Consider the following 24993-nt stretch of genomic DNA (forward strand, 5'->3'; position numbering starts at 1 on the left):
CGTGCCAAGCCTGCTCTATGGCTTATGGCAGTTCGATCAGATCAGCGATCTCCGCTCCAACATATCCCCTGTTCAGGAGCCGCAATGTCTGATCATGCAGGTAGGCATACACATCCCGATGCAGGCTCAGGTACTTCACGATACGTTCATTGCCCCATGTCGGCCAGTGGTGGGAGGCGAACGCCACCGTGATGTCATCGGTGAGAAGCGTGATGCTCTCGGTGAGATACCTAGCCCACTCGTGCGCGTCTCGAACCACCGCTCCCCGCAGGGTCAGCAGGTTGTGCAGCGTGTGGGAGGCGTTCTCTGCCAGGCAGACAGCACCGAGGTCCGGAAAGGTGAAGTTCATCTCGGCGGGCGCCTCGGTGTCGGGCGTCAGTTGGAATACGATCCTGACTCCGTCGACAATCTCCTGCTGACCGGTGGAGATGATCTCGGTCGTCGGCGCGATCAGACTCACTGTTCCGGTGCTGGTCGTCGCCCCCAGGCCAGCGCCGACCTGACCTTCGGGCCCTTTGGACAATGCCGCCCCGTACATGTAGCCCGCACGTCTGGTCATCGCACCACCAGCGAATACGTTCTCAGCGACGGCCTCCTTGAGGAAACCGGCTGGGGCGATCACCCTGCACCTCCCAGCATCTACCTCATCCTGCGAGATCACTCCCTTCACTCCACCGAAGTGGTCCGCGTGGGAGTGAGTGTAGATGACTGCAATCACGGGCCTATCGCCCCGATGCTGCCGATACAGGGCCAAGGCCGCAGCAGCGGTTTCGGTTGAGATCAACGGGTCGATCACAATGACCCCGGACCCACCTTCGACGAACGTGATGTTCGACAGGTCCAACCCTCGAACCTGGTAAATCCCTCAATCACCTCGTACAGGCCGTGCATCGCCACAAGTCCGCTCTGTCGCCATAAGCTCGGGTTGACGCACGGAGGCGCTGGACCTTCCAAGAAGGTGTAGGCCTCGTTGTCCCACACCACTCGACCATCCTCGGCCCGCACTGCCGCCGGGTTCAGTCCCCGACCCACCCACGGCGGGCGTCCGCGTAGTCCTGCTGGTCCTCGAACGGCAGACTGTTGATCAGGTCGGCGTTCTGCTGGGCGATGAATTCACTCACCTCAGGCATCAGGCACTCCAGTCGTTGCACAAGCCCCTATTCTGTGCATTTCAGTGAACCAACAGAACAGCTCTTGGCACAACCCCTCTAGGCGCAATTCGATCAGGTTTCGCACCTTGTTCGTCGGCTCTCTAGGGCCGGGGTGCACTGCGGCTGAGGTCGCTCAACGGCCCCTGTCCCAGCCACATCTGTTTCGCAGCACGCCATGCCTTGAAATGTGATATGAATCACATCCAAGGAGGATCAATGAAAATCCAAGCAGCAGTCGCGGAGTCCACGGGAGCACGAATCACCGTGGAGGAGCTCGAGCTCGAAGATCCAGGCCCCGGCGAAGTGCGCGTTCGCCTGGTCGCCACAGGCGTCTGCCACACGGACACCATCACGCGGGACGGCGACCTGCCGCTCCCGCTGCCCGGGGTGCTCGGACACGAGGGCGCGGGCGTCGTCGATGCCTTGGGAGCAGGGGTCGAGGGTCTCTCAGTGGGCGACCATGTCGTCATGGGATGGCCTCACTGCGGAAAATGTCGCAACTGCCTGCGTGGGGAGCCCCGCTACTGCGCGCTGCTGGGACCGGCAGTGGCGTCGGGCGCCCGGTACCGGGGTCCGCTCGAAGGCAGCAGCGGCTACCGCCGCGCCGACGGATCCCCGATCTCCGGACACTTCTTCGGCCAATCCTCTTTCGCCACCTACTCGATCGCCGATGCGACGTCCCTCGTCCTCGTCGACAAGGACCTGGATCTGAAGCTTCTGGGCCCCTAGCCTGCGGTCTTGCGACTGGCGCCGGGGCCGTGCTCAACACTGCTCGACCGCAGCCTGGGGAGAGCATCGTCATCTTCGGCGCCGGCGCCGTAGGGCTTGCCGCCATCATGGCTGCACGGACGACATCGGCCGCGATCGTCATTGCTGTGGACCTCCATGACTCGCGCCTCGACCTCGCTCGCCAGTACGGGGCCACCCACGTGATCAATGCGCGCGCACAAGACGTGCTGGAGAAGATCGCGGAGTACAGCGGCGGCACTCCTGACTACGCCATCGAATGCACCGGCGTGGTCTCAGTCATCGAGCAGGCGGTGAAATGCATAGGCATGCTGGATACGTGCATCCTGGTCGGCGGAGCTCCGGCCGGAGCCCAGTTCTCCGTCGAGCATCAGCTTAAGCACTCTGGGGAAAGCGGATAGTCGGCACGCTCGGGGGCAGCGGAACGAGTTCTGAGCTGATTCCGGCGCTGATCTCACTGCACCGCCTCGGACGGTTTCCCTTTGATGAGCTTCTCAGGTTCTACCCCTTGAAGACGTCGAGACGGCCATCCAAGACAGCCTGAGCGGAGATGTCATCAAACCCGTCCTGGACATATCGCCAGCGTGATCCTCAGGCCCTCACCAGCGCTGATCGCCCTCGGGGCTGCGTGAGCGCAGGATAAGCAGGATCGGAACAGTGCAGAGGTACATAGCCGCAGCGACCGTCCAACTGAGTGTGAAATCGGTGCCCAGGTCTCGCAGCCACCCCACAGTCAGCGGGCCGAGCGCGAACCCGGCGTACATCCCCATCGACGTGACTCCAGAGGCTCGACCGACCCTGCCGGGCGGTGCGGCACGCATCACGGCCGCGTTGATGATGACGTTCGCTCCCAGGGCGGTGGCTCCGTGGACGATCGCAGCTGCCCACACGAGCGCGGCGAAGCCGCCCAGCTGTGCCGCGAGCAGGAATCCCATACTGACCAAGGACCCGCCGACGATCCCCAGCAGCAGGGACGAGGGCCGGTGCCCCGCACCGATCCTGCGGGCCCACCAGACGCGGGCGAACATCCCGATCGCACCGCTTACCGTGATGGTCAGCCCGCTTACCACCAGCGAGAACTCCAGCTGCTCCACGGCGAAGAGGGGAATGTAGACATTCAGCGCCTGCAGGCTGAAGGCGAAGAGGACAGAGAACAGGGTCAGCAGCGCGACCACTGAAGACTTCTCTGCCGCAGGAGCGGGGCCGTCCGAGGCCTGACTGACAGGCTCCCGGACTGATGGTGCCGATGTCTCCGAATCCACTTCGCGCGGGTGATAGTGCCGACGCAGCACCCAGAAGCCGTAGATGTTCAGCGTCACCACCAGCGCCACCCCACCCAGAGCGGCTCCGGTCCACCCCAGCCAGACAGCCATCACGGGGAAGAAGGCACCGGCGGAGAGCTGCGCTATGGGCACGCCGGACTGCTTCATCCCTATCCAGCTGGCCCGCTGCGCCGGAGGAACCGCTTCGAGCAGCATCCGGTTGGTGGTGGAATTGAAATTGCTTGGCTGGCCCCCGCCAACACCGCCACCACACAGATCAGCAGGTAGCTGGTGGTCAGCGCGGCGACCAGCAGCGAAAGCGCCACCCCGCCGAAGTTGAGCAGCAGCTGCCACCTCAGTGAGACCACATCGGTCCAGCGGCCCAGCGGCCGCGCCGCCACGGCTGCCGACCCGAAGACGAGGGTCGCCACCAGACCCAGCTGACCGGCTGTGATCTCGAAGCGCTCGACCACTGCCGCCGAGGTGGAGGACAGCGTCAGCATGAAGAGCGGGCTTACTCCCATGAGACCCGCCAGCACACCCAGCAGATGCAATGAGGGTTTGACGTGGGACTGCTCACCGGGTGAGCCTATCCCCGTCACAGCCGAGGCGGGCACGGAACCTCCTGCACCCTCAGGCGTGTACGGCTGCGTCCCCGCCCACTGCCCGACCTCTTCCGCCGCGTGAAATGGATAGGGAGAACAGCGTCGCCATGTGCCACCGTTGGAGAAGGTGAAGACCCACGAGCCCACCACATGGATCGGGGCGTGCACACAGTGCGGCAGAAACCGCCGCTTCAAGCCCGATGGGAGCAGTCAGTGACGTCTGAGAGGAACAGGTCAGCAGACGGGTTCTCGACCGCTTACTCCCCGACCGCCTGTCATGTGGGCGCCGACGGAGGAGTTTCGCACCAGCACCCGCATGTGGGACTTCATGCGATGGGTCGGCCGCACCCGAGGCGTCGCTCTCACCGACTACCGGGACCTGTGGCGATGGTCTGTCACCGAGCTGTCAGATTTCTGGGCAGCCGTCGCTGAGTACTTCGAGCTGATAGGTGACGGCCTCCACGGACCGGCACTGGCAGAGGAGCGCATGCCAGGAGCCCTCTGGTACCCCGGGCGCGCCTGAACTACGCCGAAAACGTCCTGCGTCACGCCGCCGACCCGCCATGGCGGACACCACGGCAGTGCTCCGCATAGAGGAGGACAACGCCACGCAGACACTCACGTGGCGGGAACTGGAGGTGAAAGTTGCTTCCTTCGCCGCCCAGCTGCGCGAACAGGGCGTGCGCCCGGAGATCGAGTGGCCGCCGTGCTGCCCAACGTCCCGGAGGCCCTCATCGGGCTGCTGGCGACCGCTTCCATCGGGGCGATGTGGACCATCAGCTCACCAGACCTCTCCCCAGCCGCGACGCTGGACCGAGTCCGGCAGCTCGAGCCCACCGTCTTCATCGGAAGCGACGGCTACCGCTTCAACGGCAAAGAGTTCGACCAGCTGGAACACATGGAAGACGTCCTCGCAGGGCTGCCCACCGTCGAGCACGTGATCATCGTTCGCACCCTTGATCCCAGTGCGAATCTGACAGCTTACCGCCTGGCGTTCGACGAGATGACGGCCCGTACCGTGGCGCCCTCCTACGAGCGGCTGCCCTTCGACCACCCCTGTGGGTGCTCTTCTCCTCTGGCACGACCGGCCAGCCCAAAGGCATCATCCACGGCCACGGGGGCATGCTCCTCGAGGCGTGCAAAGGTACGGGTCTGAACCAGAACATGGGCCCAGGCGACCTCTACTATGTGGCTGCCAACACCTCGTGGATGGTGTGGAACACCTTGGTCAACAACATGGCCTCCGGCGCGGCGGTGGTCACCTACGCCGGGTCTCCCACCTACGGCCGCAAGGACCGGCAGTTCGAGGTGCTGGCAGCAACCGGCGCCACAATGTTCGGCGTGGGCGCCGCCTACCTCACCCTCGTCGAGCAGACAGGGCTGGAACCAGGCAGGGACTGGGATCTGTCCCAGCTGACGTCGATACTCTCCACCGGCTCCCTCTCCCGAACTCCACCTGGGCATGGGTTCACCGCTCGGTCAAGGCCGATGTCCATCTGGGCTCAGACACCGGCGGAACTGATATCTGCAGCGGATTCATCGGCTCGAACCCGCTGGAACCGGTCCACCTCGGAGAGCTTCAGGGCCCCTTGCTCGGCGTGGCAGTGCAGGCCTGGGACGACGACGGCGGACGAGTCATCGGCGATGTGGGTGAGATGGTGATCACTCGCCCCATGCCGTCCATGCCGGTCCGGTTCTGGGACGACCCGGACGCTTCGAAGTACATGGCGGCCTATTTCGAAAAATACCACGGAGTGTGGTGCCAGGGCGACTGGATTTCGGAGAAGCCCGAGGGCACTTTCGTCGTTCACGGCCGCTCCGACGCGACCCTGAACCGTCAGGGGTCCGGCTGGGGTCCGCTGACATCTACGGAGCGTTGGAAGGCATCGACGAGATTGAAGATGCACTGGTGGTGGGAGCGGAGCAGCCCGACGGTGGGTACTACATGCCGATGTTCGTGGTGCTCCGCGGGGAGGCGCAACTCACCGAGGACCTCATCGAGCGGATGAAGCGACAGATCAGGAGCCGCACGTCCGCGCGTCACGTTCCGGACGAGATCATCAGCGCTCCCGCGATTCCCAAGACCCACTCCAACAAGCGTGTGGAAGTCCCGATCAAGAAGCTGTTCGCGGGCACAGCGCCCGAGCGCGCCGTGAACCTGGCTTCGCTGGCGAATCCTGAGTCGATGCGGTGGTTCATCGACTCCGCTGAACAGTTCCATCGCTCCAGCAAGGTCCGCCCCTGACCCGGCTATGCGGTGCGGAACCCCGCCGTACGATGGTCTGATGACTCTCCACCACGTCCGGCGAGGCGCCGGAAGCCCGTTGCTGCTGGTGCACGGCCTCGGCGCGGGCCTGCGCTCCTGGGATCCCATCATCGACGAGCTGGCAGAGCACCGGGAAGTCATCGCCGTCGACCTGCCCGGCTTCGGTGAGACGCCGCCGTTGCCTGGCGAGGTGTCGATCGCCACGCTCACCGATTCCGTCTCACAATTCATCAGCGAGCAGGGTCTGGACGGCGTTGCGACTGCCGGGCAGTCGATGGGTGGGCGAATCGTCCTTGAGCTCGCCAGACGCGGGGTCGGCGGTGACACCGTGGCGCTCGCCCCCGGAGGGTTCTGGAGCGATCGCGAGCTGGCGATCTTCGGCTATACGCTTCGGCCCTCCATCGCCCTGGTTCGCGCCCTGCGCGGTAGCCTGCCGGCACTGTTGGGGAACCGTGTCAGTCGGAGCGCGCTGCTCGCGCAGTTCTCTCCGCGCCCTTGGGCGCTGACTCAGCAGACTGTGCTGCCTGACCTGCTCGGACTGGCCGACAGCCCAGCGACGGATCCGGCGATAGACGCGCTCACGAAGGGGCCCAAGCAGCAGGGTGCACCACTGGGGACAGTTCCCGGTCGGGTCACCATCGGGTGGGGACGTCGGGACCTCGTCACCGTTCCGCGGCAGGCGCACCGGGCCGCAGAGGCGTTCCCGACGCGGCCCTGCACTGGTTCCCCGGTGCGGGCACTTCCCAGTGGGACGCACCGCATGAGGCCGTGAAGCTCATCCTCACGGGTACTCACTGACAGGGGCTCGAATGCCCTCCGACAACCGCAAAGAAGGAGAATCATGAAACCAGCATCTCGTCATGACCTGCCCAGCTCGTTGGAGATGGAGTACCTGACCTGCCTCGAAATCAACGTTGACCACCCCATTGAGGTCGGCAATACGCACGCGGGTCGGCGAAGAGTGGTTCCCATCCTCGGCGGCACGGCACAAGGACCAGCGCTGAACGGGACGGTTCTGCCTGCTTAAGCGCGGACTTTCAGGTCATTCGATCGCCGACGGTTTCAGACCTCGATGCCCGCTACATCATTGAGGCCGACAGCGGCGAGCGAATCTTCGTGTCCAACCTGGCGTATCGCACCGGTTCGGCTGAAGACATCGCAGCCTTGGCACAAGGCACTCCCGTGCCTCCGGAAAGAATCTACTTCCGCTGCTCTCCCAGGTTCGAAGTCGCGGGCGAGGATCTCAAGTGGCTTGAGTCGACAGTAGTTGTGGGGGCTTGGCGTGCGAACACCGACCGCGGTCCTGATCAACCTCTGGTCGATTCTCTAGCACCGCATCTCGTGCCCACTAATTCACGAGCGAGGGCAGCCATAGAACGAGGTCTGGAAAAGCGAAGAATACGACGATGAGCGCTATTTCTATAGCGACGAAGGGCCATACACCCTTAAACACTTCAGATGCCTTTATATCTGCGGCACCCGAGACTACAAAGCAGTTGATCCCTATTTGGCTGCAAAGAGTCAGGCCACCCTGCGTACAGCACCATCACATATGGGAACGCAGAAGGATTATCAGTATCAGAACTCCCAGGCCAGACACTGCCGCAGACAGCAGCAGGAGGCTCGGAACGTTCTTCGGCAAATTGTTGTCACTCAGTCCGGGTCCGTAGTTCCGGTAGCGCCGCCTCTGACCGAGATAGAGCCCCACACTCGTCACCAGGGCCGCAGCTGAGACGGAAAGCACCTGTGCTCCGTATTCGGGAACCCAACGCGGCGCGAAACCTGCTAGGACGGCAAGCAGCAGTGCCGTTCTCCCCACGAAAGAATCGTGCGCTCGGGCTGCAGCCCCGGATCATGGTGCAGGGGCAGATGGCTGCTCGAAGGCATGGCATCAGGCTCCCAAAACTGCCATCAGAGGCCCTCCTGAGCTTAAGCAGCGATGACCACAGCGACAACTGGCCCAATGAGGGGCAGAGGAAGTGATCTTTTGAGCAGCAGATCACCACTCGCACCGTTGGGTCGAATACACCGTGCTCAAACGCCTCCAGACCAATGGCAGCTGCCACGAGCGCGAGTGACGTGCGGATCCAGGCGAGGAAGGTTCACTCGTTCGCCAGCGTGAACCGTGGAGCAGGATCGTCTCCACCGCCTAGCAGGCGGGTCTGCCAATCATTCGACAATGGTTGGCTCACGAGGGCCACCGGTGCGGCTGTACTCGATTGCATACTGGCGTGAGCCTACGAGGATGCGAACTGTCGAACATCAGGGCTGGGGCAAACATGCTCTTCCTCGAATCTGCGGCGCAGGGAAACTCACAGGACGCTTCGCCTGCGTGCCGCCCACATCGCACTCCTCGACGGCAAAATACCCCAGACAGTCAGCGCAGCGTGTGAGGCGGCTTGCACCAACACTGAACGGTGTTTAGCATTTAAGTCAAGGTTGTGTTTAGGATCACACTTGCCGCATATCTCGCTGCGGCTGCTCTTCGCCCAGAGGACAGGATTTTCTATGGACATCTTCCGCACCCCATCGCCGCATTACGAGGAGATGTAATGCTGCTGTTCTTCGCCAAACGCCTAGGGGCGGCTCTCACTCTGCTCGTCGCTGTGTCATTCGTCATCTATATGCTCCTCTATCCAGCTGCGGGGAACATCGCGGCCAATGTCCTGGGGGAGAACGCCACTCAGGAGCAGGTGAGCCTTCTCAATGAGCAGCTGGGACTCGACCGGCCTCTTCCGGTCCAATACGGAGACTGGCTCCTCGGGGCCGCGACGGGCGACCTGGGCGTCTCGTACTTCACGAGCCAACCCGTCGCAGACATGCTGGCGGTCAGACTGCCCGTCACCCTCTCGGTGGTCGCCCTCGTGATGGTCCTGACAGCCCTCTTCGCGTTTGCGATCGGCACCTACGCCGGAATTCGACGAGGCCGTCTGGATCGGTTTCTGCAGCTCATATCGACCCTCGGAGATGCACTGCCGAACTTCATCATCGCCATCTTCCTCGTGACCTTCTTCGCACTGCAGCTGGGATGGTTCCCAGCCACCGGGTACACAGCTCTGAGAGACTCCCCGGCAGATTGGGCCCTTTCACTCACTCTGCCCGTGGCTGCGCTGACCATCAGCGGCGTCGCGGCGGTGGTGCAGCAAGTGCGGTCCGCGACGATAGGGGTGCTTCAGAACGACTATATTCGCACCCTCCGCAGTCGGGGACTGTCGGAGCGCCGCATCATCTTCACGTCAGTTCTCAAGAACAGCTCAACGAACGGACTGACAGCACTCGGAGTGCAGATCGTCGGCATCCTGGGCGGCGCCGTCGTCATCGAACAGGTCTTCGCACTGCCCGGACTGGGCTCCTCGCCATCGAGTCCGCTCGGCGTACGGACCTGCCCGTGGTCATCGGGACCGTCATGGCCTTTGTCCTGATCGTGGTCGCAGTGAACCTGCTCGTCGACCTCGCTGTCGCCTGGCTCAACCCGAAGGTGCGTCTGTAATGACATCACAATCCATGAACGCCGATCCCACGCCCATGACTCCTCCCTCCAGCAGCAGGCAGCGTCAGCGCGCAGCCTTGAGACGATTCCTGCAGAATCCCTCGGCGTCGCCTCTGCCCTGTGTCTGGGAATCATCATCGTCCTCGCGCTGGTCGTCCCGCTGCTCGGCCTGCCCGATCCAGGAGCGACGAACCTGCGGAATGCTACTGAGCCCCCAGCGGTGACCACTGGCTGGGCACCAATACGTCAGGCCAAGACATACTGTCCCGCCTGATGTGGGGCAGCCGCGTCAACCTCGTCGGAGCTGCCATCGCCGTGAGCATCGCCTTCGTCATCGGAGTGACCGCCGCGCTGCTCGCGGGCTACTACCGCGGATGGCTCGACTCGATCGCGAGCTGGTTGAACAACCTCAACATGGCCCTCCCGGGCATCGTCGTCCTCTTGGCGGTGAGCTCCGTGATCGGCCCCTCAGTATGGACCGCCATGGCGATATTCGGCGTCATCCTCTCACCCGGTTTCTTCAGAATCGTTCGCGGGGCTGTGATGGCCGTGCGCGACGAGCTCTACATCGACGCGGCGCGCGTCTCCGGGCTCAGCGACGCGCGCATCATCTCGCGTCACATCCTCACAGTGGTCAGGGCGCCGGTGCTGATCCAGTGCGCTCGTCTGGGGTCGATCGCCATTGGGGTGCAAGCAGGGCTGGAGTTCCTCGGAATCTCAGATTCGCGACAACCCTCCTGGGGCCAAATGCTCAACGAAGGCTTCCGGCGCATCGATGCGGACCCGCTGCTGGTTCTGTGGCCCTCCATCGTCATCGGCCTGGTCTCCGTCTCACTGGTCCTATTGGGCAACGCCCTGCGCGACGCCCTCGAAGACAGAGATTCGGTCGCCTCACCTCATGTGCGGGCAGAGCAGGCCGCTGGTGCGACGACGGAATACTCCGCCTCTGCAGCATATCGGGAGGAGGTCCCCGCTCCTGACCATGAGGCGCTTCTGAGCGTGCGAGATCTTCGCGTCTCGTACAGCCAGGAAGTGGTGCGCGGCGTGAGCTTCGATCTGCACCAGGGAGAGGTGCTGGGCCTAGTCGGCGAATCGGGCTCAGGAAAGAGCCAATCAGCTTTCGCCGTGTTGGGACTGCTCCTGAAGGCGGACGTGTATCAGGGGATCAGTGCATTTCTCAGGCACCGACCTTGTTGCTCTGCGAAAGAAGCAGCATGCGGCTCTGCGCGGTAGCGACATCGCATACATTCCCCAAGAGCCCATGAGCAATCTTGATCCTTCCTTCAAGATCGGCCATCAGCTGACGGTTCCACTCAGGCAGAAGACGCGCATGTCCGCATCACACGCAAGGACGAAGATCCTCGCTCTCCTGGCACGGGTAGGAATTCCTGATCCAGAACGAACATTCAACGCCTATCCTCACGAAATCTCGGGAGGCATGGCACAGCGAGTCCTCATCGCAGGAGCAGTCTCATGCGAACCTCGGCTGCTCATCGCCGACGAGCCGACAACAGCCCTCGATGTCACCGTTCAGGCCGAAGTTCTTGAACTGCTGAGAGAGCTGCAGGGCGAGCTCGGGATGTCCATGCTGCTGGTCACCCACAACTTCGGCGTGGTCGCCGACATATGTGACCGAGTCGCGGTGATGCAGGAGGGGCGGCTCGTCGAGGCTTAAGCACCGTCGAGAGGACATTCGAAGATGCCCAGCATCCTTACACTCAGCGGCTCTTGGACGCCATCCTCGAGGACGTCGAACCCCGTCCGTACCCGTTCGAAGACGCGAGTGAATCCTTCGATTCCGCACCAAGCGACCCGACAGAAACGAACAAGTGATGACTAATCCGCTGCTTGACATCAAAAATATCGGGGTTGAATTCTCCGTTCGCGGACCAAGGAAGACATTCAAGGCACTGGAAGGCGTCTCCTTGAGGATTCGACCTTCCGAGACCCTGGGGCTTGTCGGTGAATCCGGTTCGGGTAAATCTACGATCGGCCGTGCGGTTCTGGGCCTCGTGCCAGTCTCAGAGGGCACCATCACGTTCGAGGGGAAGGACATCACCCGAATACGTCGAGCCGAACGGCGCGCCCTGAGCAGGGACATCCAAGTGGTCTTCCAAGATCCCTACACGTCACTCAACCCCTCCATGACGATCGAGGACATCCTTGCTGAACCGCTGATAGCGGCTGGGTCCGACAGGCGACCCGCCCTGAACCGAATCACGGAGCTTCTGGACCGTGTTCAGCTGCCCGCAGACGCGCGCCACCGACTCCCCGAGAGTTCTCCGGGGGCAGAGGCAGCGTATCGCCATCGCCCGGGCACTGGCGCTCAAGCCAAAACTGATCGTGTGCGACGAACCGGTCTCCGCTCTGGATCTCACGACCCAAGCTCGAGTCTTGGAGCTTTTCACCGAAATCCAGGAGGACACGGGCGTCTCCTATCTGTTCATCACTCACGACCTGGGAGTTGTGCGGGCCATCAGCCACAACGTGTCGGTGCTCCACAGACGTCGCGTGGTCGAAACGGGCCGTGCTTCACAGGTCACGGAAGCCCCACAGCACCCCTACACGCAGAAGCTCTTCATGTCTGCGCCCGTACCGGACCCGAACAGGCAGCGCGAACGGCGCGCAGCTCGTATTGCACACACACGACAGGAGATCACCGATGAGGCCTAGTCACTGCACCTCAGGCGAGACGGCTCACGAGTTCAGCCCCGAGGCGTCAATGGCAATGGCCGAATCGACCCTTTCGAAGACTCGCGCCTCAGCACAGAAGAGCGAGTCAAGGACCTCGTCGGCAGACTGTCGCTGCGCGAGAAGGCGGGACTGATGTTTCAAACCTCCGCCTCAGTGCTTACCAGCGGAGACCCCCACGACGAGGTCCCTCGCATCGGCGCGAGCAAGATCGTGGACCTTGTGGGGCAGAAGGCCATCAACCACATCAATCTGCACTCCATACCGGACCCAGAGACGATGGCACGCTGGGCCAACGCCATGCAGGCAGAAGCCAAGAAGGCCAGCCCTCACGGAATCCCTCTCAGCTTCTCGACCGATCCGCGACACTCGTTCTCGGAGAATTTCGGGGCCTCATTCATCGCTGAGCATTTCTCAGCGTGGCCTGAACCGCTCGGGCTGGCTGCGCTGAACGACGAAGCGGCCGTCTATGAGCATGCCAAGATTGCTGGGGCCGAATATCGTGCGGTGGGAATCCGCGCGGCTCTGCACCCGACCCTCGACCTGGCCACGGAGCCGCGCTGGTCCAGGCAGTATACGACGTTCGGACAGGACGCCTCCACCGTCGGCCGCTTGGCGAAGGCATACCTGGACGGCCTGGAGGGACCAGCTCTAGGGGCAGATTCGATCGCGTGCATGGCAAAGCACTTTCCCGGCGGGGGTCCGCAGCAGGACGGTGAGGATCCCCACTTTCCATACGGCAGAGAGCAGGTCTATCCAGCCGGGCAGTTCGAGTACCACCTCGAGCCTTTTCGTGAGGTGATCGCGCGCGGCGTCTCAGCGATCATGCCCTATTACGGCATGCCCGTGGGACTGCGTCATCGCGGACGGGAGATCGAACAGGTGGGGTTCGGCTACAACAAGCAGATCATCACGGGACTGCTCCGCGACGAGCTCGGCTATGACGGCGTGGTCTGCACGGACTGGGGCCTGGTCACCGAGTCTGTCCTGGGCGGAAAGGTGCTGCCCCCGAGGGCATGGGGCGTTGAGCATCTCTCACCTGAGGAGCGAGTGCTGAAGATCATCGACGCGGGCTGTGACCAATTGGGCGGTGAGGAACGCCCAGAGCTCGTTGTTGATCTCGTGGAGCGGGGCTAATCACCGAGGCTCGCATCAACGAGTCGGTGGCACGCCTCCTCAGAATCAAGTTCGATCTTGGCCTTTTCGACAATCCATTCGTCGATGCGGACGCGGCCGTCGAGAGCACGAAGACGCCCGAGTACGTCCGCGCGGGATTCAGAGCACAGGCCCAATCGGCCACCGTGCTGAAGAACGAACCGACGGCTCTCCCCTGCGACCGGGGATGCGGATCTGCAGCACCAATATCGAAGACGCCGTACTGAGGGAGGCCGGGCTGCAGCCAGTCAAGGAGCCGAAGGATGCCGATGCCGCTCTGATACGCGTCGATGCGCCGTATGAGCACCGTGACACGTACATGCTGGAGAACGCGTTCCGGGCAGGGTCGCTGGACTTCGATGAAGCGTTCATCTTTTCCGTGAGAAGCCTCTCGGAGTCCGTGCCGGTCATTCTGATCGTCCACCTGGATCGCCCTGCCGTCCTGACCGCGCTGGAGCCACATGTCTCTGCATTGGTGGGGGTCTACGGCACGTCGGACGAAGCCTTGATGAAAGCGCTGACGAACGAGATTCCGCCTCAAGGTAGGCTTCCATTCACCATCCCTCGGAGCTCGGAATCGATCAGAGACTCGGCACCGGACGCGGGCGGAGATTTCCACAGCCTCTACCCGCTGGGGCACGGACTCAGGCTGGAGAGCTCCGCTTACTGGGACGCAGAAGTCCGCCACCAGGCCTAGCTCCAGGCCCGCCCGCCAGCTCTCCAATAATGTTCGTTACTGCTCCACCTGACCACCCCACTTTCCGCACACATCACATGACGAAGTTCCCAGAGAACGCCCATCGGAGGCTCTGATGAAGATCATCTACATAGACGTCGACTCCTGCGGCCAGACCACACGGGCCCCTACGGGTACCCCCGCAGAATCACGCCGAATCTCGACAAGCTCGCCGAGAAGAGTGTGCGCTTCGATCGCTACTACTGCTCGGACTCTCCGTGCCTGCCCTCCAGAACAGCTCTGATGAGCGGCCAGTTCGGCATCACCAACGGTGTGGTCGGCCACGCAGGCAGCGCAGCTCGATTTCGGCTCGACTCGGGCCATCGCCCCCAGTCTGGCTAAGCCCCTCCTCGGGCAGCACCTGACGGCCAACGGCTACCTCACTGCAGCGATATCCTCCTTCGCAGAACGCCACCGCGCCTACTTCTTCATGGGCAACTTTCAGCAGAACATTCAGGCAGAGCCGCAGATCGGTGATGAACCTGCCAGCCTCATCACCGACACCGCCATCGACTGGGTCCGACGCCACCGGGAGACCGATGATTGGTACCTGCACGTGACCTATTGGGATCCCCACATGGACTACCTGCAGTCAGCGGAGTGGACTGAGGCCGCAGCACAGAGCGGCCCAGCACCCGAATGGCCGGACCAGGAGGCGATCGACAGCCATCAGGACATCTACGGACCCCGCACCGCACAGGATCTGCACTATGCGGGCCAGCCTCGAGCATCGAGGGTGCCCCACAATATGCCGGATCAGATCAGGACCCGGGGCGACTTCAAGCACCTCATCAACGGCTACGACGGTGCTATCCACTACTGGGACCACCATTTCGGTCTGCTTCTGGACGCTCTCGAAGAGATGGGCATCAGGGACGAGGTCGCAATCGTGGTCAGTGCGGACCACGGCGAAGCGTTCGGCGAACTGGGATCCTACGGCGAGCATGGCTTCGCCAGTGAGCCGGTGCACCACATTCCGCTCCTGATCTCGTGGCCCGGGCTCTCCGAAGATGCGCAGAACTCCAGCGACAGCTCTCTGCTGTACAACATCGACTACGCACCGACGATCTGTGAACTCCTCGGACTGGAGATTCCGGAGAAGTGGCAGGGAGAGTCCTTTGCTTAGCGCACTCACAGGTGCGGAGGTCCCGGATCGCGACTACCTGGTCCTGGGACATGGTGCGCACACCTTCCAGCGATCTGTGCGCACCCGGGACCGCATGTATGTCTGCACGTATCACCCCGGCTCCTACGGAGTGGCCTGGGAGGCCCTCTACAACATGGTGGATGACCCCACATGCAGCACAATCTGATCGACAGCGACACCGAAACGGCCGACTTCCTCCGTGCTCGGCTCCAGGAATGGTGGCAGGCACACGTAACCGCCCCGGTGCACTCCCCGATCCGATGCAGAATGCGATGCAGGAGGGGCCGACCCTCTATTCCCGACCCCAGGACTATGCGGCCCACCTGCGGGCGACGGGGCGCGAGGAGCAGGCTCGCGAGCTCGAGGAGCGCTCCTCCCCGCTTCTACCGGTTCAGTGCCGGTGTCATGGCATGCCGCGGCAGAGATCAATACCGCGCGACTCAGAAAATGACCGTGAGCGTTCCCCGGATCCGTATCCGCAGGATAGGTCTGCCGCCTCGTGCTGCGCGCCCGCTCGAGGTTCCGGAAGCACGGGGCGCGAGTCACGCGCCCAACCCGTTGAGCGTGCGCCTGGTCGTGGCACGCACATGATCGCGCAGGCTGGCATACCCGCGGGAACGTTCCTTATGGGCGATTCCCACGACGATGGGAAGCCGACCGACGGTGAGACGCCGGTCCACGAGGTGCGCTTGGACGCGTTCTCCATCGACACCACCTGTGTCACCAACGCAGACTTCCAGCGTTTCGTTGACGACACCGACTACCTCACCGAAGCCGAGCTCTTCGGGTCATCGGCGGTATTCCATCTGGCATTTGACGGAATGGACAGAGACATGCTGGGAAGGCATCCGAGCATGCACTGGTGGTTGGAAGTCCGGGGAGCGAGTTGGCGCCACCCGGGGGCGGCACAGCAGTCTCGACGGACTCGAGGACCACCCTGTCGTGCAGGTCAGCTGGAATGACGCGCAGGCTTACTGCGAGTGGGTAGGCCGACGCCTCCCCACTGAGGCGGAATGGGAGTGCGCATCACGGGGCGGTGTGCGCAGTGCTCGCTTTCCGTGGGGCAACACGCTCGGCATCGACGAAGGAGAAGCTGGGCGGTGGCCCCTCAACATCTGGCAGGGAGAGTTCCCCACTCGCAATACGGGCGAGGACGGCTGGCTCGCGACCTCTCCGGTGCGCAGCTTTTCTCCTAACGGCTATGGGCTATGGCAGACCGTCGGCAACGTGTGGGAATGGTGCCAGGACTGGTACGACCCGAGGTACTACACCCGGTCGAGCCGCCTGAACCCCACTGGGCCTGAGAGAGGCCGTGCCCGTGTCACGCGCGGCGGATCGTTTCTGTGCCACGACTCCTACTGCAATCGCTACCGGAATGCGGCTCGCTCCGGCAACGACCCAGACTCGTCCACGTCCAACACGGGCTTCCGCACTGCCACGCCCTGACGAAATCGCGTCTGGCGTACGACGTACTCGGTCTGGACGTCTGGGTGTGACACCCCAAGGGTTGTGATCTCGGTCACCATGAGTAATACTGAATAGCGTTCGGTATTGGCGCTTCTCGACACCGCCCAGCGAATGGCTGGTCGCAGCACTCGATCTCAGGAGGGAACGATGAGGAAACAGGAACAAGCGGTTTTGGCCGCTGCATTGGCAGGAGCGCTGGCACTGTCCTCGTGCGGGAGCGACGGCGCCTCTTCAGCGGAAGCTGATTCACCGGAGACGGCACCTCTTCTGCGCATCGGTCAGCTGCAGGAACCCACCAACTGGGATCCGGCGCACGTGAACGAGGGGCACCTGCTCCCCTGTACCAGGCGGCGTACGACACGCTTATCAGAATGGAGCCGGACGGCGAGCTCGCGCCCATGCTCGCCGAATCCTGGGAGCTCTCAGAGGACCGCCTGTCTCTCACGCTCCAACTGCGTGAGGATGTCACTTTCAGCGATGGCGAACCCTTCAACGCAGAAGCTGTCAAGGCGAACATCGAGCACTTTCAGGAGGCGAACGGCCCCATGGGCACCGCACTCAAGGCTGTCGAATCGGTCTCCGCTCCGGAAGAGTTCACCGCTGTGCTGGAGCTTTCGGAGCCGGACCCCTCACTGGAGATGCGACTCAGCACAGCGGGCGGCTTCATGGGAAGCCCGGCCGCCCTGGGCACCGATGAAGTGACCACTTCGCCAGTAGGATCCGGACCGTATGTCGTGGATGAGACGCGCACTGTCACAGGTTCCAGGATCGCGTTCAGCCGCAACGAGGAGTACTGGGGGAGCAGCTCCCGTTCGACTCCGTCGAATTCAGCCTGATGGACGATGAAACGGCACGATTGAACGCACTGCGGAGTGACCAGGTCGACGCCGCCTGGTTCGCGCGGCCCAGCAGCGGCGAGGAGCTCGAGGGCGCTACCTGAACTCCGAAGAGCTGCAGGTCAATTGGCAAGGCGTCCTCCTCTTCGACCGAGACGGCGACATCGTTCCGGAGCTCGAGGATCGCCGCGTGCGCGAGGCGCTCGCTCTGGCTCTCGACCCGGAAGCAATCTTTGAGGCGGTGGCCCAAGGCCAGGGAGAGATGACCAGCCAAACGTTCGCCCTCGACTCGACCGGCTTCGTAGAGGCGCTGGACGAAGAGTACGACTACGACCCGGAACGCGCCGAGGAGCTGCTGGAGGAGGCGGGGGCCGCCGATCTCAGTGTCGAACTTCCGATCTCAACCACTTTCGACCCTGCCATCTACGACTCCGTCCAGCAGAACTGGGAAGACGTCGGAATCACCGTAGAGCGCCATCAATGGGGTCCCGGCGAAGCTATCCCTGCTATGCAGGGCGGTGATCACGAGCTGGCCTACATGCAGCTCGCGGCGCGTGACTCATGGAGACACATCAACTTCCTCCTTACTCCTGACGCTCCGTGGAACCCGATGGAGACTCAGTCGGATGAGCTCGATGACTTGGTCAGCACGGCGAAAGAGGGTGACGAGACCGAACAGGCCGAGGCTGCACAGGCGATCAATCAGTACGTCGTGGATGAATACTGGTTCATACCTGTGCTGCGACCTATGAATTTGTTCTATTGGAATGACAACGTAGAGGTTGAGAACCAGTTCATGAACGATGTCCCCTACCTTTATAACTACTCCCCAAGCGACGAATCATAGCGCCAGCCTGCAGCGTTGCATGGGGTTCCGGGCAGCTAGCCCGGGACCCCATGCAACGCCTAGTCTTGTTTACGATCAGGCAAGACTTCTCTACCGCACCTCAGGAGCCAGGCTGATGCCTCGAAAGCCGTATACCAAAGGCCGAGCGGCCCAAGAGCGTATTCTCGATACAGCTCTGAAGACAATCTCGACTCAGGGATACGGGTCGACATCGCTCGCGGATATTGCGCGCGAGGCGGACATGACTCCTGCGGGACTCCTTCACCATTTCGGCTCGAAGGAGAACCTCCTGGTCGAGATACTGAGAAGGCGGGATTTCGTGGATACACAACGCCTCGCACCCCTGGGCACTGGGCCGGTGCCGAGCAGTCTGCAAGTGGCTCACCATAACGTGAGGGTGCCTGGCCTCATTCATCTCTTCGTCAACGTGGAAGCTGATGCGAGCGACCCGAACCACCCGGGACACGAGTATTTCAGAAGCAGATATGAGACGGTGAGCAATCGTGTTGCCACGGATATATCTATAAGACAGAACGATGGCCGTTTCGACCCGTCTGTCGACGCGCATCAGGTGGCCACCATGATCATTGCCCTGCTGGACGGCCTACAGTCGCGCTGGGCCGTAGACCCAAGCTCGGTCAACATCTTAGAAACGATTATGACTTTCTGGAATAATTTCGTCGAAGAAAAACTGACCGTCGAGTCAATCAATGCCTACATGGCTTGATTGCGATTATTCCGCAAGACTTGTCGTTTCGTCCGTTCACGCAGCCGAGGCTGCGACTGATGCCACCCCGCGCAGCGCCTGAGCCCTCGCTTACTCCACGTCCTCCCGGTCGACTATGACAGTGTCCAGATCAGGCATCTCGTCAATGAAGCCGTAATCGACCATCAGCTCACCCATGTCTTCGAGAGGCTCTCGACGGATCGCACCATCGAACTCCTCCATGTTCACCGGAGCAGCTGCTTCTTCGTCCATATCCAAGAAGTTGGAGAGAGTCTCGGCGGTGCCCTCGGGCTCGCTCTGAGCGGCCTCAATAATCGTGAGATCGCCCTGCCCGTTGAGGACGTTCACCGCAACGGACTGACCCTCAAGGTAACTCCACGTCTCCAGCTCTGAGTCTGCACGCACCACCACGGCATTGATGTCTTGACCTTCGGTCAGGGAGTGGGACCACCCCGAAACGATGCGCATGTCCAACCCCTGCTCGACTGCCACGAGCAGGGACAGCGGATGGCCTGTCGCGAAGTCCATGTCCCCGGTTTGGACTGCAGGCAGCATTGCTGCGCCGCCCTCACCGGGGACCATGTTCACATCTAGGCCGTGCTCTCCGGTGGCCCGGTGGTAGTCGGCTCGGCGCTTCGCGGCTTAGGCCTATTCAGCCTTCTTGCGCCATCCGCCGTCGGTGTAGGTCTGGCGCACCACCTCGGAGTAGGGCACCGGGCTCACATCGGCGTTGGCTGCGTACTGGCGGTGCGGCTCAACGGAGGACTTGGCTGTGCCGCCGTCGGGCTCGCCCCAGAGCACCTGGACCTGGGAGCCGATCTCCACCGAGGGGTCGACGATGGCCAGTGAGAGCGCACGCTTCTCATTCCAGCTGTACCCGGTGAACATGGACAGTCCCACCGTTGCACCTGACTCATCGAGAACTGCGTCGAAGTTCGATGCGCCGTAGTTCGCGTTCGGCAGGTCGAAGAACTTATATGGTGGCAGCTCCTTCTGGTACATGGAGGCGTTGATGGTGGCGACATCGTCGCCGTCCCATGCGAGGTGACCTTCTTGCGCTGGGCCTCCGGGTCCATCTTCTTCAGCGCGTCAGCGCCGATGAAGTCGTGGTCGTGCTTGATGAAGGCCCCGTAGCCCAGCTCCCAAGGAGTGGTGTAGTAGCCCTCGATGGAGTCCGGCACGTAGGACCCTGCCACTGCCGAGTTGGCCTCGTAGCTGTCAGCCCCAGCCACTTGCGGTAGTCCGCGAGCTCGTCCCCGAGTAGATGCCAGGAAGCGGGGAGGGGATCCAGCCGGACTCCAGTGTGTTGCAGGAGTAGGCCCGGGCCCCGGCCTCGAGTCGAACTCAGCGCTAAGCTTCAAGGATGGTCTCGCGGATGAAGTCGTAGTCCTCGTAGGGGCCCCAGAGCTCGAGCCCGGGGCGCCCGCCATACCGTGGCGCAGCGTCCGGACCTGCTTGCCGCCTACGTTCATCGATGACATGTTGAAGAACTTCAGCTTCTCCAGGGGCCCGCCGTGCAGCTTCTCGATGACGCTCCAGGCGTTGGGGCCCTGAATCTGCAGGCGCCATTCCTCGCGGGTGACCTTCTTGCCCATCGGACGGGATGGCGAACGACGGTCGATCGTCAGCTCGACGTTGTAGTCGCCTGTCTCGGCGTGGAACATCAGCCAGTTGGCGGCAGGGCTGCGGCCGACGTACACGAACCTCTCCTCCGCCTCACGGAACAGAATGCCGTCGCCGATGACGTGGCCGTAGGGGTCACGGGCACGTACTGCTTCGCCTTGTTGACGGGGAAGTTCGCCACCGAGTTAATCGCCGTGTCAGAGATCAGCTTCAGCGCGTCGGGCCCCTCGATGTAGAGGTTGTCCATGTGGTGGGTCTGGTCGAAGAGCACCGCGCTCTCTCGCCACGCCTGGACCTCGTTGCGCCAGTTCGTGAACTCGGCCGCCACCACCGGGTAGACGTAGGCGCCCACCTGGACGTTGCGCAGGTGGTTGACGACGTCGCCGGATGCGTCAGGACGTCCTGCAGGGACTTGGTCGACATGTTCATGTTCCTCTCGTTGAGACAGATTTATCGGGTTCGGCAGAAGGCGTCAGGTCAGACCATGACGATGCCGATGGGCTTGGACGGTCTGCTCCAGCAGACATGCGATGGTCATCGGGCCCACCCCGCCCGGGACCGGAGTGATCCAGCTGGCGCGTTCGGAGGCCGCCTCGAACTCGACATCGCCGGTGTTGTCCGCATATCCGGCATCAGCCACGACCGCCCCCTCCTTGATCCATTCGCCCCTGATCAGATGGGGGCGGCCCGCTGCGGCGACGACGATGTCGGCCCGTGAGACGGCCGCCTGCAGGTCTGGGGTCTTTGAGTGGCAGTACGTGACGGTGGCATCGTCTGCCAGCAGCAGCAGTCCCATCGGAATGCCGAGGATCCTGCTGCGCCCCACGACCACCGCCTCGCTTAAGCACGTTCGATCCCGTAGTGATCGAAGAGGCGCATGATTCCGCCCGGGGTGGCAGAGCGGAAGCCCCGCTCGGCGAACGCCATCGACGCCAGCGATCCGGGGTCACGCCGTCGACGTCCTTCGCCGGATCGATCGCGCCGAACACCTGGGCCTCGTCGACCTGGGGCGGAGCCGGGTGCTGGACCAGGATTCCGTCGACGTCGTCGTCCTCGGACAGGGCCCTGACCTCTGCGACGACCTGCTCGGTGGTCGACGCTGCGTCCAGAGTGATCTGCCGCGGCTCGATGCCTGCCTTGCGGCTGCGGTCGACCTTCATGCGCACGTAGGTGTGCGAGGCCGGATCATCGCCAACGATGACGGTGGCCAGAACCGGAGCCTTGCCGGTCTCTGCCTTGAGCTGCTGGACCTGGTCACCGAGGTCTTCGACGATGGCACGTGCCGTCGCGCGGCCGTCGAGGATCTGAGCGGACATATATTGCCTCCTTCGAACTCGTGGGTCAGAAGACGATCGTGGCGTTGCCGTCTCGCAGCACCCGATCCTCACAGTGAGCTTCGACCGCAGTGGACAGGACGCGGCGCTCCACATCGGCGCCGCGGCGCTGCAGGTCATCCGCAGTCTCCCGATGGGTGACGCTGATGACGTCCTGGGCGATGATCGGACCCTCGTCGAGGTCCTTGGTGACGTAGTGCGCCGTCGCCCCGATGAGCTTCACGCCGCGCTCCTTGGCTTTGCGGTACGGGCCCGCACCGATGAAGGCGGGGAGGAAGGAATGGTGGATATTGATGATCGGCACGCCCACTCGGTTGATGAAGTCCTCGGTGAGGACCTGCATATAGCGCGCCAGCACCACCAGGTCCACGTTGTCCTGCAGAAGCTCCAAGTGCCGGGCCTCAGCCTCCTCGCGCCTGCCCTTCTCCACCGGCACATAGAAGTAGGGGATTCCGAACGCGCGGACGTCATCGCTGAGGTCAGGGTGGTTGGAGACCACCATGGTGATGCTGACCGGAAGCTCCCCGCGCCGCTGACGCCACAGCAGGTCCAGCAGGCAGTGATCCGACTTGGAGGCGAAGACGGCCACCCGTTTGAGCCTCTTGGCTTCGACCAGCTGCCACTCCATCCCGAACTCGTTCAGGACCTCCCCGAGCCTGGTGCGGAGATCCTCGACCACGGCGGAGAGGTTCGGCAGTGAGAACAGGGTGCGCTGGAAGAACCTCCCACCCTCCGGGTCGGAGGTGTGCTGGTCCAGGGACGCGATATTGGCGCCGAAATCGGCCAGCGTGCCCGTGATCGCTCTGACGATGCCCGGACAGTCAGTGCCCTGCACGATCAGCCGCGCCGTGTTCTCCTGCTGAGGGTCGGCGACGGTGCTGTCCATGGATGCGGGGCCGAGCTGCTCTCGGGTCTGGAAGTGAGTGTCTCCACTGGAACTCCTGTCACGTGGGGGTCAGTCGTCAATAGGGGTGGGGCTACCGAGTTTGGGCGATCAGCTCTTGTCGCCACTGCTCCGCCGCCGCGAGGTCGTTGAAGGTGAAGATGTGCAGGTAAGCAATATTGGCCTCAGAACCCGCCAGGTTCTGGACCAGGCCTCGGAGAAGCTTGGTGGGCTTGTATCCGCTGGGGCTGAAGAATTTCCAGAGCATGTTCTGCTGCTTCTTCAGGAAGCTCGCCGACTGGCCGAGTCCGAGGCTCGCGGAGATGCGCATCAGCTTCTGACGACTGACCGGTCCGGGCATGCCTGCGTAGATGGGGAGGTCCACGCCTTCGCTGCGAACACGTTCGCCCCACGTGAGGAACGTGTCGGCGCTGAAGCATATCTGGGTGAGGATCCGGTCGGCATAGGGAGCCTTCTCGCGCAGGGCCTGGTCGATGTCCTCGGCCGGGAAGAAAGCATGACCTTCGGGATACCCGCCGATGCCGATGTTCTCGAAGTGGTGCCCGCGCCGCTCGAGGGCCTTCAGCAGATCGAGAGCTCCATGGAACTCACCTGCAGGCTCCTCGGCGTCTCCAGCAATGATGAAGATCCGCTTGATCTGAGCGGCCTCCAGACGGGTGGCGATCCGATCGAGCTCCTCCGCCCGGTGACCAGCCGGGCCGGAATATGCGGAGCCACCGTGTACCCCTGCTGGTGGAGGAGGATCGCGAGCTCAAGAGTCGGCTCCAGCCCCTTGCCCCCTGTCGCGGTGACGGTGAGGGGACGTCAGTGGGCACTTCGGCGAGAACCTTGTCCTTCGCCGACTTGAACGGCATGATCTCGTAGCCGATGTGACTCAGAAGCTTGGCGAGCGCCTGCTTCTCCGCGTCAGTGGCTGCTATGGGTTTGGCCATGGGCGATCTCCTAGAGTTCGAGCTGTAGCGGCGATCACTGCCGTCCGTCGGGTCCGTGACCTGCTTCACCGCAACTCTAAGATGTGACGCAGCTAACTCCGTAGGGTATTAGGCCTGACTTCTTCCGAGACGTATGTCTCGCACTGCGCCTTCGGCGTCGGCGTCGGCGCGCTCAGGCCGGAGGCGCGACCAGCCCGGCGTTGACCGCTACCAGGGCCGCCTGGGTCCGGGAGCTCAGGTTCAGCTTGCCGAGCATGTTGGACACATGCGTGCGCGCCGTACGCTCAGAGATGTACAGCTCCTTGGCGATCTCCCGATTGGAGCGCCCCTCCCTACGAGGGTCAGCACAGTCCTCTCCCGCTGAGTCAGCGAGGAGATGCCGCTGGCAGGAGAGCCCATGATCTGGGTGAGCTTCTTCGCCATGGCCGTGTCGATGAAGACCTCGTTCCGAGCCGCAGCGCGGATCGCCGAGGCGACCTCCAGCGGCCCGGCGTCCTTGAGCAGGTAGCCGACCGCCCCGAGCTGCATGACGGTGTTCAGCCGCTCCGTCTCGCCGAAGCTGGTCAGCACCACCACCTTGACGGAGGGAACTGCTGGCGCATCGCCTTCATGGCGGTCATGCCGTCCATACGCGGCATGACCAGGTCCAGCAGCACGACGTCCGGCAGCCGTCCGCTCCGCTCCAGCTGGGCGAGCTGGTCCAGCGCATCCTGACCGTCCGCAGCCTCCCCGGGACTCGATGTCATCGAGCACATCAACATAGGCGGAGATCCCGCGCCGGGCGACGGCATGATCATCCACGATGAGAACGGTGAGCGGCTCAGTCATAGGAGGTCTTCGTCCTGTCTCTCTGAGGTGCGGGGCGCCTCGTCATCGGTGAAGCTGAGAGTCCGGAAGGGAATCTCCGCACGCACCGCGGTGCCGGCACCCCCTCGGCCCGACTCTATAGTCAGCTCACCCCGCCAGCGCCTCACTCGTTGGCGCATAAAGCTCAGCCCGTGACCCTCCTGCGGATCCGCAGGCACCACCGAGCTCCCGGGCTGACTGCCGTTGTCGCGGACGCAGAGCTGCAC

General features: G+C 62.9%; 26 protein-coding genes and 6 pseudogenes. 19 read left to right on the plus strand and 13 right to left on the minus strand.

Annotation, left to right across the window (positions count from 1 at the left end):
- Window positions 1-22: 22 nt before the first annotated feature.
- A complete protein-coding gene (locus tag K0H76_RS16465; RefSeq protein WP_258935453.1) occupies window positions 23-796 on the minus strand; it encodes an MBL fold metallo-hydrolase in 774 nt (257 codons plus the stop codon).
- A 571-nt stretch (window positions 797-1367) separates the two neighbouring features.
- Between K0H76_RS16465 and K0H76_RS16470 the strand changes: the two genes are divergently transcribed.
- Both K0H76_RS16470 and K0H76_RS16475 read left to right on the plus strand, forming a co-directional pair.
- On the plus strand, window positions 1368-1880 hold the full coding sequence (locus tag K0H76_RS16470; RefSeq protein ID WP_258933674.1) for an alcohol dehydrogenase catalytic domain-containing protein: 513 nt from the start codon (window positions 1368-1370) through the stop codon (window positions 1878-1880).
- Between the two features lie 29 nt (window positions 1881-1909).
- The gene (locus tag K0H76_RS16475; RefSeq protein ID WP_258933675.1) at window positions 1910-2299 is read left to right on the plus strand and encodes a zinc-binding dehydrogenase; all 390 of its coding nucleotides are present in this window, start codon (window positions 1910-1912) and stop codon (window positions 2297-2299) included.
- 198 nt (window positions 2300-2497) lie between these two features.
- Here K0H76_RS16475 and K0H76_RS16480 read toward each other — a convergent pair whose 3' ends face one another.
- Together K0H76_RS16480 and K0H76_RS16485 are read right to left on the minus strand one after the other, a co-directional pair.
- On the minus strand, window positions 2498-3376 hold the full coding sequence (locus tag K0H76_RS16480; protein ID WP_258933676.1) for an MFS transporter: 879 nt from the start codon (window positions 3374-3376) through the stop codon (window positions 2498-2500).
- Window positions 3331-3933, minus strand: a complete 603-nt coding sequence (locus K0H76_RS16485; protein WP_258933677.1) for a hypothetical protein — start codon at window positions 3931-3933, stop codon at window positions 3331-3333. The genes K0H76_RS16480 and K0H76_RS16485 overlap by 46 nt, the downstream gene beginning before the upstream one ends.
- A gap of 148 nt (window positions 3934-4081) precedes the next feature.
- Here K0H76_RS16485 and K0H76_RS16490 point away from each other — a divergent pair, with 148 nt between their 5' ends.
- From K0H76_RS16490 to K0H76_RS16510, 5 genes are all read left to right on the plus strand, one after another.
- Window positions 4082-4288, plus strand: a complete 207-nt coding sequence (locus tag K0H76_RS16490; RefSeq protein WP_258933678.1) for a hypothetical protein — start codon at window positions 4082-4084, stop codon at window positions 4286-4288.
- A 183-nt stretch (window positions 4289-4471) separates the two neighbouring features.
- Complete coding sequence (locus tag K0H76_RS16495; protein ID WP_258933679.1) at window positions 4472-4921, plus strand: hypothetical protein; 450 nt, start codon at window positions 4472-4474, stop codon at window positions 4919-4921.
- The gene (locus tag K0H76_RS16500) at window positions 4828-5427 is read left to right on the plus strand and encodes an AMP-binding protein (RefSeq protein ID WP_258933680.1); all 600 of its coding nucleotides are present in this window, start codon (window positions 4828-4830) and stop codon (window positions 5425-5427) included. The genes K0H76_RS16495 and K0H76_RS16500 overlap by 94 nt, the downstream gene beginning before the upstream one ends.
- 214 nt (window positions 5428-5641) lie before the next feature.
- A complete protein-coding gene (locus K0H76_RS16505; RefSeq protein ID WP_258933681.1) occupies window positions 5642-6010 on the plus strand; it encodes a hypothetical protein in 369 nt (122 codons plus the stop codon).
- A 40-nt stretch (window positions 6011-6050) separates the two neighbouring features.
- On the plus strand, window positions 6051-6803 hold the full coding sequence (locus K0H76_RS16510) for an alpha/beta fold hydrolase (protein ID WP_258933682.1): 753 nt from the start codon (window positions 6051-6053) through the stop codon (window positions 6801-6803).
- A gap of 1234 nt (window positions 6804-8037) precedes the next feature.
- Here the strand turns inward: K0H76_RS16510 and K0H76_RS16515 are convergent.
- Window positions 8038-8256, minus strand: a pseudogene (locus tag K0H76_RS16515) (DUF202 domain-containing protein); the annotation flags it as partial.
- Window positions 8257-8583: 327 nt separating this feature from the next.
- Between K0H76_RS16515 and K0H76_RS16520 the strand changes: the two are divergent.
- From K0H76_RS16520 to K0H76_RS16575, 12 genes and pseudogenes are all read left to right on the plus strand, one after another.
- Window positions 8584-9453: an ABC transporter permease gene (locus K0H76_RS16520; RefSeq protein WP_258933683.1), complete on the plus strand. Its 870-nt coding sequence runs from the start codon at window positions 8584-8586 to the stop codon at window positions 9451-9453.
- A 341-nt stretch (window positions 9454-9794) separates the two neighbouring features.
- Complete coding sequence (locus K0H76_RS16525; RefSeq protein WP_258933684.1) at window positions 9795-10754, plus strand: ABC transporter permease subunit; 960 nt, start codon at window positions 9795-9797, stop codon at window positions 10752-10754.
- Complete coding sequence (locus K0H76_RS16530; RefSeq protein ID WP_258933685.1) at window positions 10690-11196, plus strand: ABC transporter ATP-binding protein; 507 nt, start codon at window positions 10690-10692, stop codon at window positions 11194-11196. Before K0H76_RS16525 ends, K0H76_RS16530 begins: the two co-directional genes overlap by 65 nt.
- Window positions 11197-11353: 157 nt before the next feature.
- Window positions 11354-12194: pseudogene (locus tag K0H76_RS16535) on the plus strand (ATP-binding cassette domain-containing protein).
- A gap of 3 nt (window positions 12195-12197) precedes the next feature.
- Window positions 12198-14064: pseudogene (locus K0H76_RS16540) on the plus strand (glycoside hydrolase family 3 C-terminal domain-containing protein).
- Between the two features lie 186 nt (window positions 14065-14250).
- Window positions 14251-14445, plus strand: coding sequence for a sulfatase-like hydrolase/transferase (locus tag K0H76_RS16545; protein ID WP_258935454.1), 195 nt, complete (start codon window positions 14251-14253; stop codon window positions 14443-14445).
- On the plus strand, window positions 14375-15229 hold the full coding sequence (locus K0H76_RS16550) for a sulfatase-like hydrolase/transferase (protein WP_258933686.1): 855 nt from the start codon (window positions 14375-14377) through the stop codon (window positions 15227-15229). Before K0H76_RS16545 ends, K0H76_RS16550 begins: the two co-directional genes overlap by 71 nt.
- A complete protein-coding gene (locus K0H76_RS16555; RefSeq protein ID WP_258933687.1) occupies window positions 15222-15416 on the plus strand; it encodes a hypothetical protein in 195 nt (64 codons plus the stop codon). Before K0H76_RS16550 ends, K0H76_RS16555 begins: the two co-directional genes overlap by 8 nt.
- A 460-nt stretch (window positions 15417-15876) precedes the next feature.
- A pseudogene (locus K0H76_RS16560) lies at window positions 15877-16696 on the plus strand (formylglycine-generating enzyme family protein).
- 392 nt (window positions 16697-17088) lie between these two features.
- Window positions 17089-17553 (plus strand): ABC transporter substrate-binding protein, encoded by a 465-nt coding sequence (locus K0H76_RS16565; RefSeq protein WP_258933688.1) that lies wholly within the window; start codon window positions 17089-17091, stop codon window positions 17551-17553.
- A gap of 190 nt (window positions 17554-17743) precedes the next feature.
- A complete protein-coding gene (locus K0H76_RS16570) occupies window positions 17744-18400 on the plus strand; it encodes an ABC transporter substrate-binding protein (protein ID WP_258933689.1) in 657 nt (218 codons plus the stop codon).
- Between the two features lie 115 nt (window positions 18401-18515).
- Window positions 18516-19127 carry a TetR/AcrR family transcriptional regulator gene (locus K0H76_RS16575; protein WP_258933690.1) on the plus strand — a complete coding sequence of 204 codons (612 nt, stop codon included), beginning with the start codon at window positions 18516-18518 and terminating at the stop codon, window positions 19125-19127.
- 90 nt (window positions 19128-19217) lie between these two features.
- Here the strand turns inward: K0H76_RS16575 and K0H76_RS16580 are convergent, their stop codons facing one another.
- The 9 genes and pseudogenes from K0H76_RS16580 to K0H76_RS16620 form a co-directional block, all read right to left on the minus strand.
- Window positions 19218-19709, minus strand: coding sequence for an ABC transporter substrate-binding protein (locus K0H76_RS16580; RefSeq protein WP_258933691.1), 492 nt, complete (start codon window positions 19707-19709; stop codon window positions 19218-19220).
- Window positions 19710-19775: 66 nt separating this feature from the next.
- Window positions 19776-21173: pseudogene (locus K0H76_RS16585) on the minus strand (aminomethyl transferase family protein).
- 49 nt (window positions 21174-21222) lie between these two features.
- Window positions 21223-21546: a hypothetical protein gene (locus K0H76_RS16590; RefSeq protein WP_258933692.1), complete on the minus strand. Its 324-nt coding sequence runs from the start codon at window positions 21544-21546 to the stop codon at window positions 21223-21225.
- Window positions 21547-21763: 217 nt separating this feature from the next.
- A pseudogene (locus K0H76_RS16595) lies at window positions 21764-22066 on the minus strand (bifunctional 5,10-methylene-tetrahydrofolate dehydrogenase/5,10-methylene-tetrahydrofolate cyclohydrolase); the annotation flags it as partial.
- 25 nt (window positions 22067-22091) lie between these two features.
- Window positions 22092-22970 carry a formyltetrahydrofolate deformylase gene (gene purU, locus K0H76_RS16600; protein ID WP_258933693.1) on the minus strand — a complete coding sequence of 293 codons (879 nt, stop codon included), beginning with the start codon at window positions 22968-22970 and terminating at the stop codon, window positions 22092-22094.
- A 91-nt stretch (window positions 22971-23061) separates the two neighbouring features.
- Window positions 23062-23328, minus strand: coding sequence for a hypothetical protein (locus tag K0H76_RS16605; RefSeq protein ID WP_258933694.1), 267 nt, complete (start codon window positions 23326-23328; stop codon window positions 23062-23064).
- An 832-nt stretch (window positions 23329-24160) separates the two neighbouring features.
- Window positions 24161-24493, minus strand: a complete 333-nt coding sequence (locus K0H76_RS16610; protein WP_258933695.1) for a hypothetical protein — start codon at window positions 24491-24493, stop codon at window positions 24161-24163.
- Window positions 24484-24666, minus strand: coding sequence for a response regulator (locus K0H76_RS16615; RefSeq protein ID WP_258933696.1), 183 nt, complete (start codon window positions 24664-24666; stop codon window positions 24484-24486). Before K0H76_RS16615 ends, K0H76_RS16610 begins: the two co-directional genes overlap by 10 nt.
- 78 nt (window positions 24667-24744) lie before the next feature.
- On the minus strand, window positions 24745-24993 hold the full coding sequence (locus K0H76_RS16620; RefSeq protein ID WP_258933697.1) for a hypothetical protein: 249 nt from the start codon (window positions 24991-24993) through the stop codon (window positions 24745-24747).

Source organism: Nesterenkonia pannonica, from assembly GCF_019575955.1.
Lineage (GTDB): Bacteria > Actinomycetota > Actinomycetes > Actinomycetales > Micrococcaceae > Nesterenkonia > Nesterenkonia pannonica.

Coding starts and splice junctions, on each gene's coding strand:
- K0H76_RS16525 (WP_258933684.1), top strand. CDS start 9,795: ATGTGGGGCAGCCGCGTCAACCTCGTCGGAGCTGCCATCGCCGTGAGC.
- K0H76_RS16520 (WP_258933683.1), top strand. CDS start 8,584: ATGCTGCTGTTCTTCGCCAAACGCCTAGGGGCGGCTCTCACTCTGCTC.
- K0H76_RS16510 (WP_258933682.1), top strand. CDS start 6,051: ATGACTCTCCACCACGTCCGGCGAGGCGCCGGAAGCCCGTTGCTGCTG.
- K0H76_RS16590 (WP_258933692.1), bottom strand. CDS start 21,546: ATGGGACTGCTGCTGCTGGCAGACGATGCCACCGTCACGTACTGCCAC.
- K0H76_RS16605 (WP_258933694.1), bottom strand. CDS start 23,328: ATGCCCGGACCGGTCAGTCGTCAGAAGCTGATGCGCATCTCCGCGAGC.
- K0H76_RS16580 (WP_258933691.1), bottom strand. CDS start 19,709: ATGGTCCCCGGTGAGGGCGGCGCAGCAATGCTGCCTGCAGTCCAAACC.
- K0H76_RS16480 (WP_258933676.1), bottom strand. CDS start 3,376: ATGCTGCTCGAAGCGGTTCCTCCGGCGCAGCGGGCCAGCTGGATAGGG.
- purU (WP_258933693.1), bottom strand. CDS start 22,970: ATGGACAGCACCGTCGCCGACCCTCAGCAGGAGAACACGGCGCGGCTG.
- K0H76_RS16575 (WP_258933690.1), top strand. CDS start 18,516: ATGCCTCGAAAGCCGTATACCAAAGGCCGAGCGGCCCAAGAGCGTATT.
- K0H76_RS16565 (WP_258933688.1), top strand. CDS start 17,089: ATGGAGCCGGACGGCGAGCTCGCGCCCATGCTCGCCGAATCCTGGGAG.
- K0H76_RS16615 (WP_258933696.1), bottom strand. CDS start 24,666: ATGACATCGAGTCCCGGGGAGGCTGCGGACGGTCAGGATGCGCTGGAC.
- K0H76_RS16490 (WP_258933678.1), top strand. CDS start 4,082: ATGTGGGACTTCATGCGATGGGTCGGCCGCACCCGAGGCGTCGCTCTC.
- K0H76_RS16470 (WP_258933674.1), top strand. CDS start 1,368: ATGAAAATCCAAGCAGCAGTCGCGGAGTCCACGGGAGCACGAATCACC.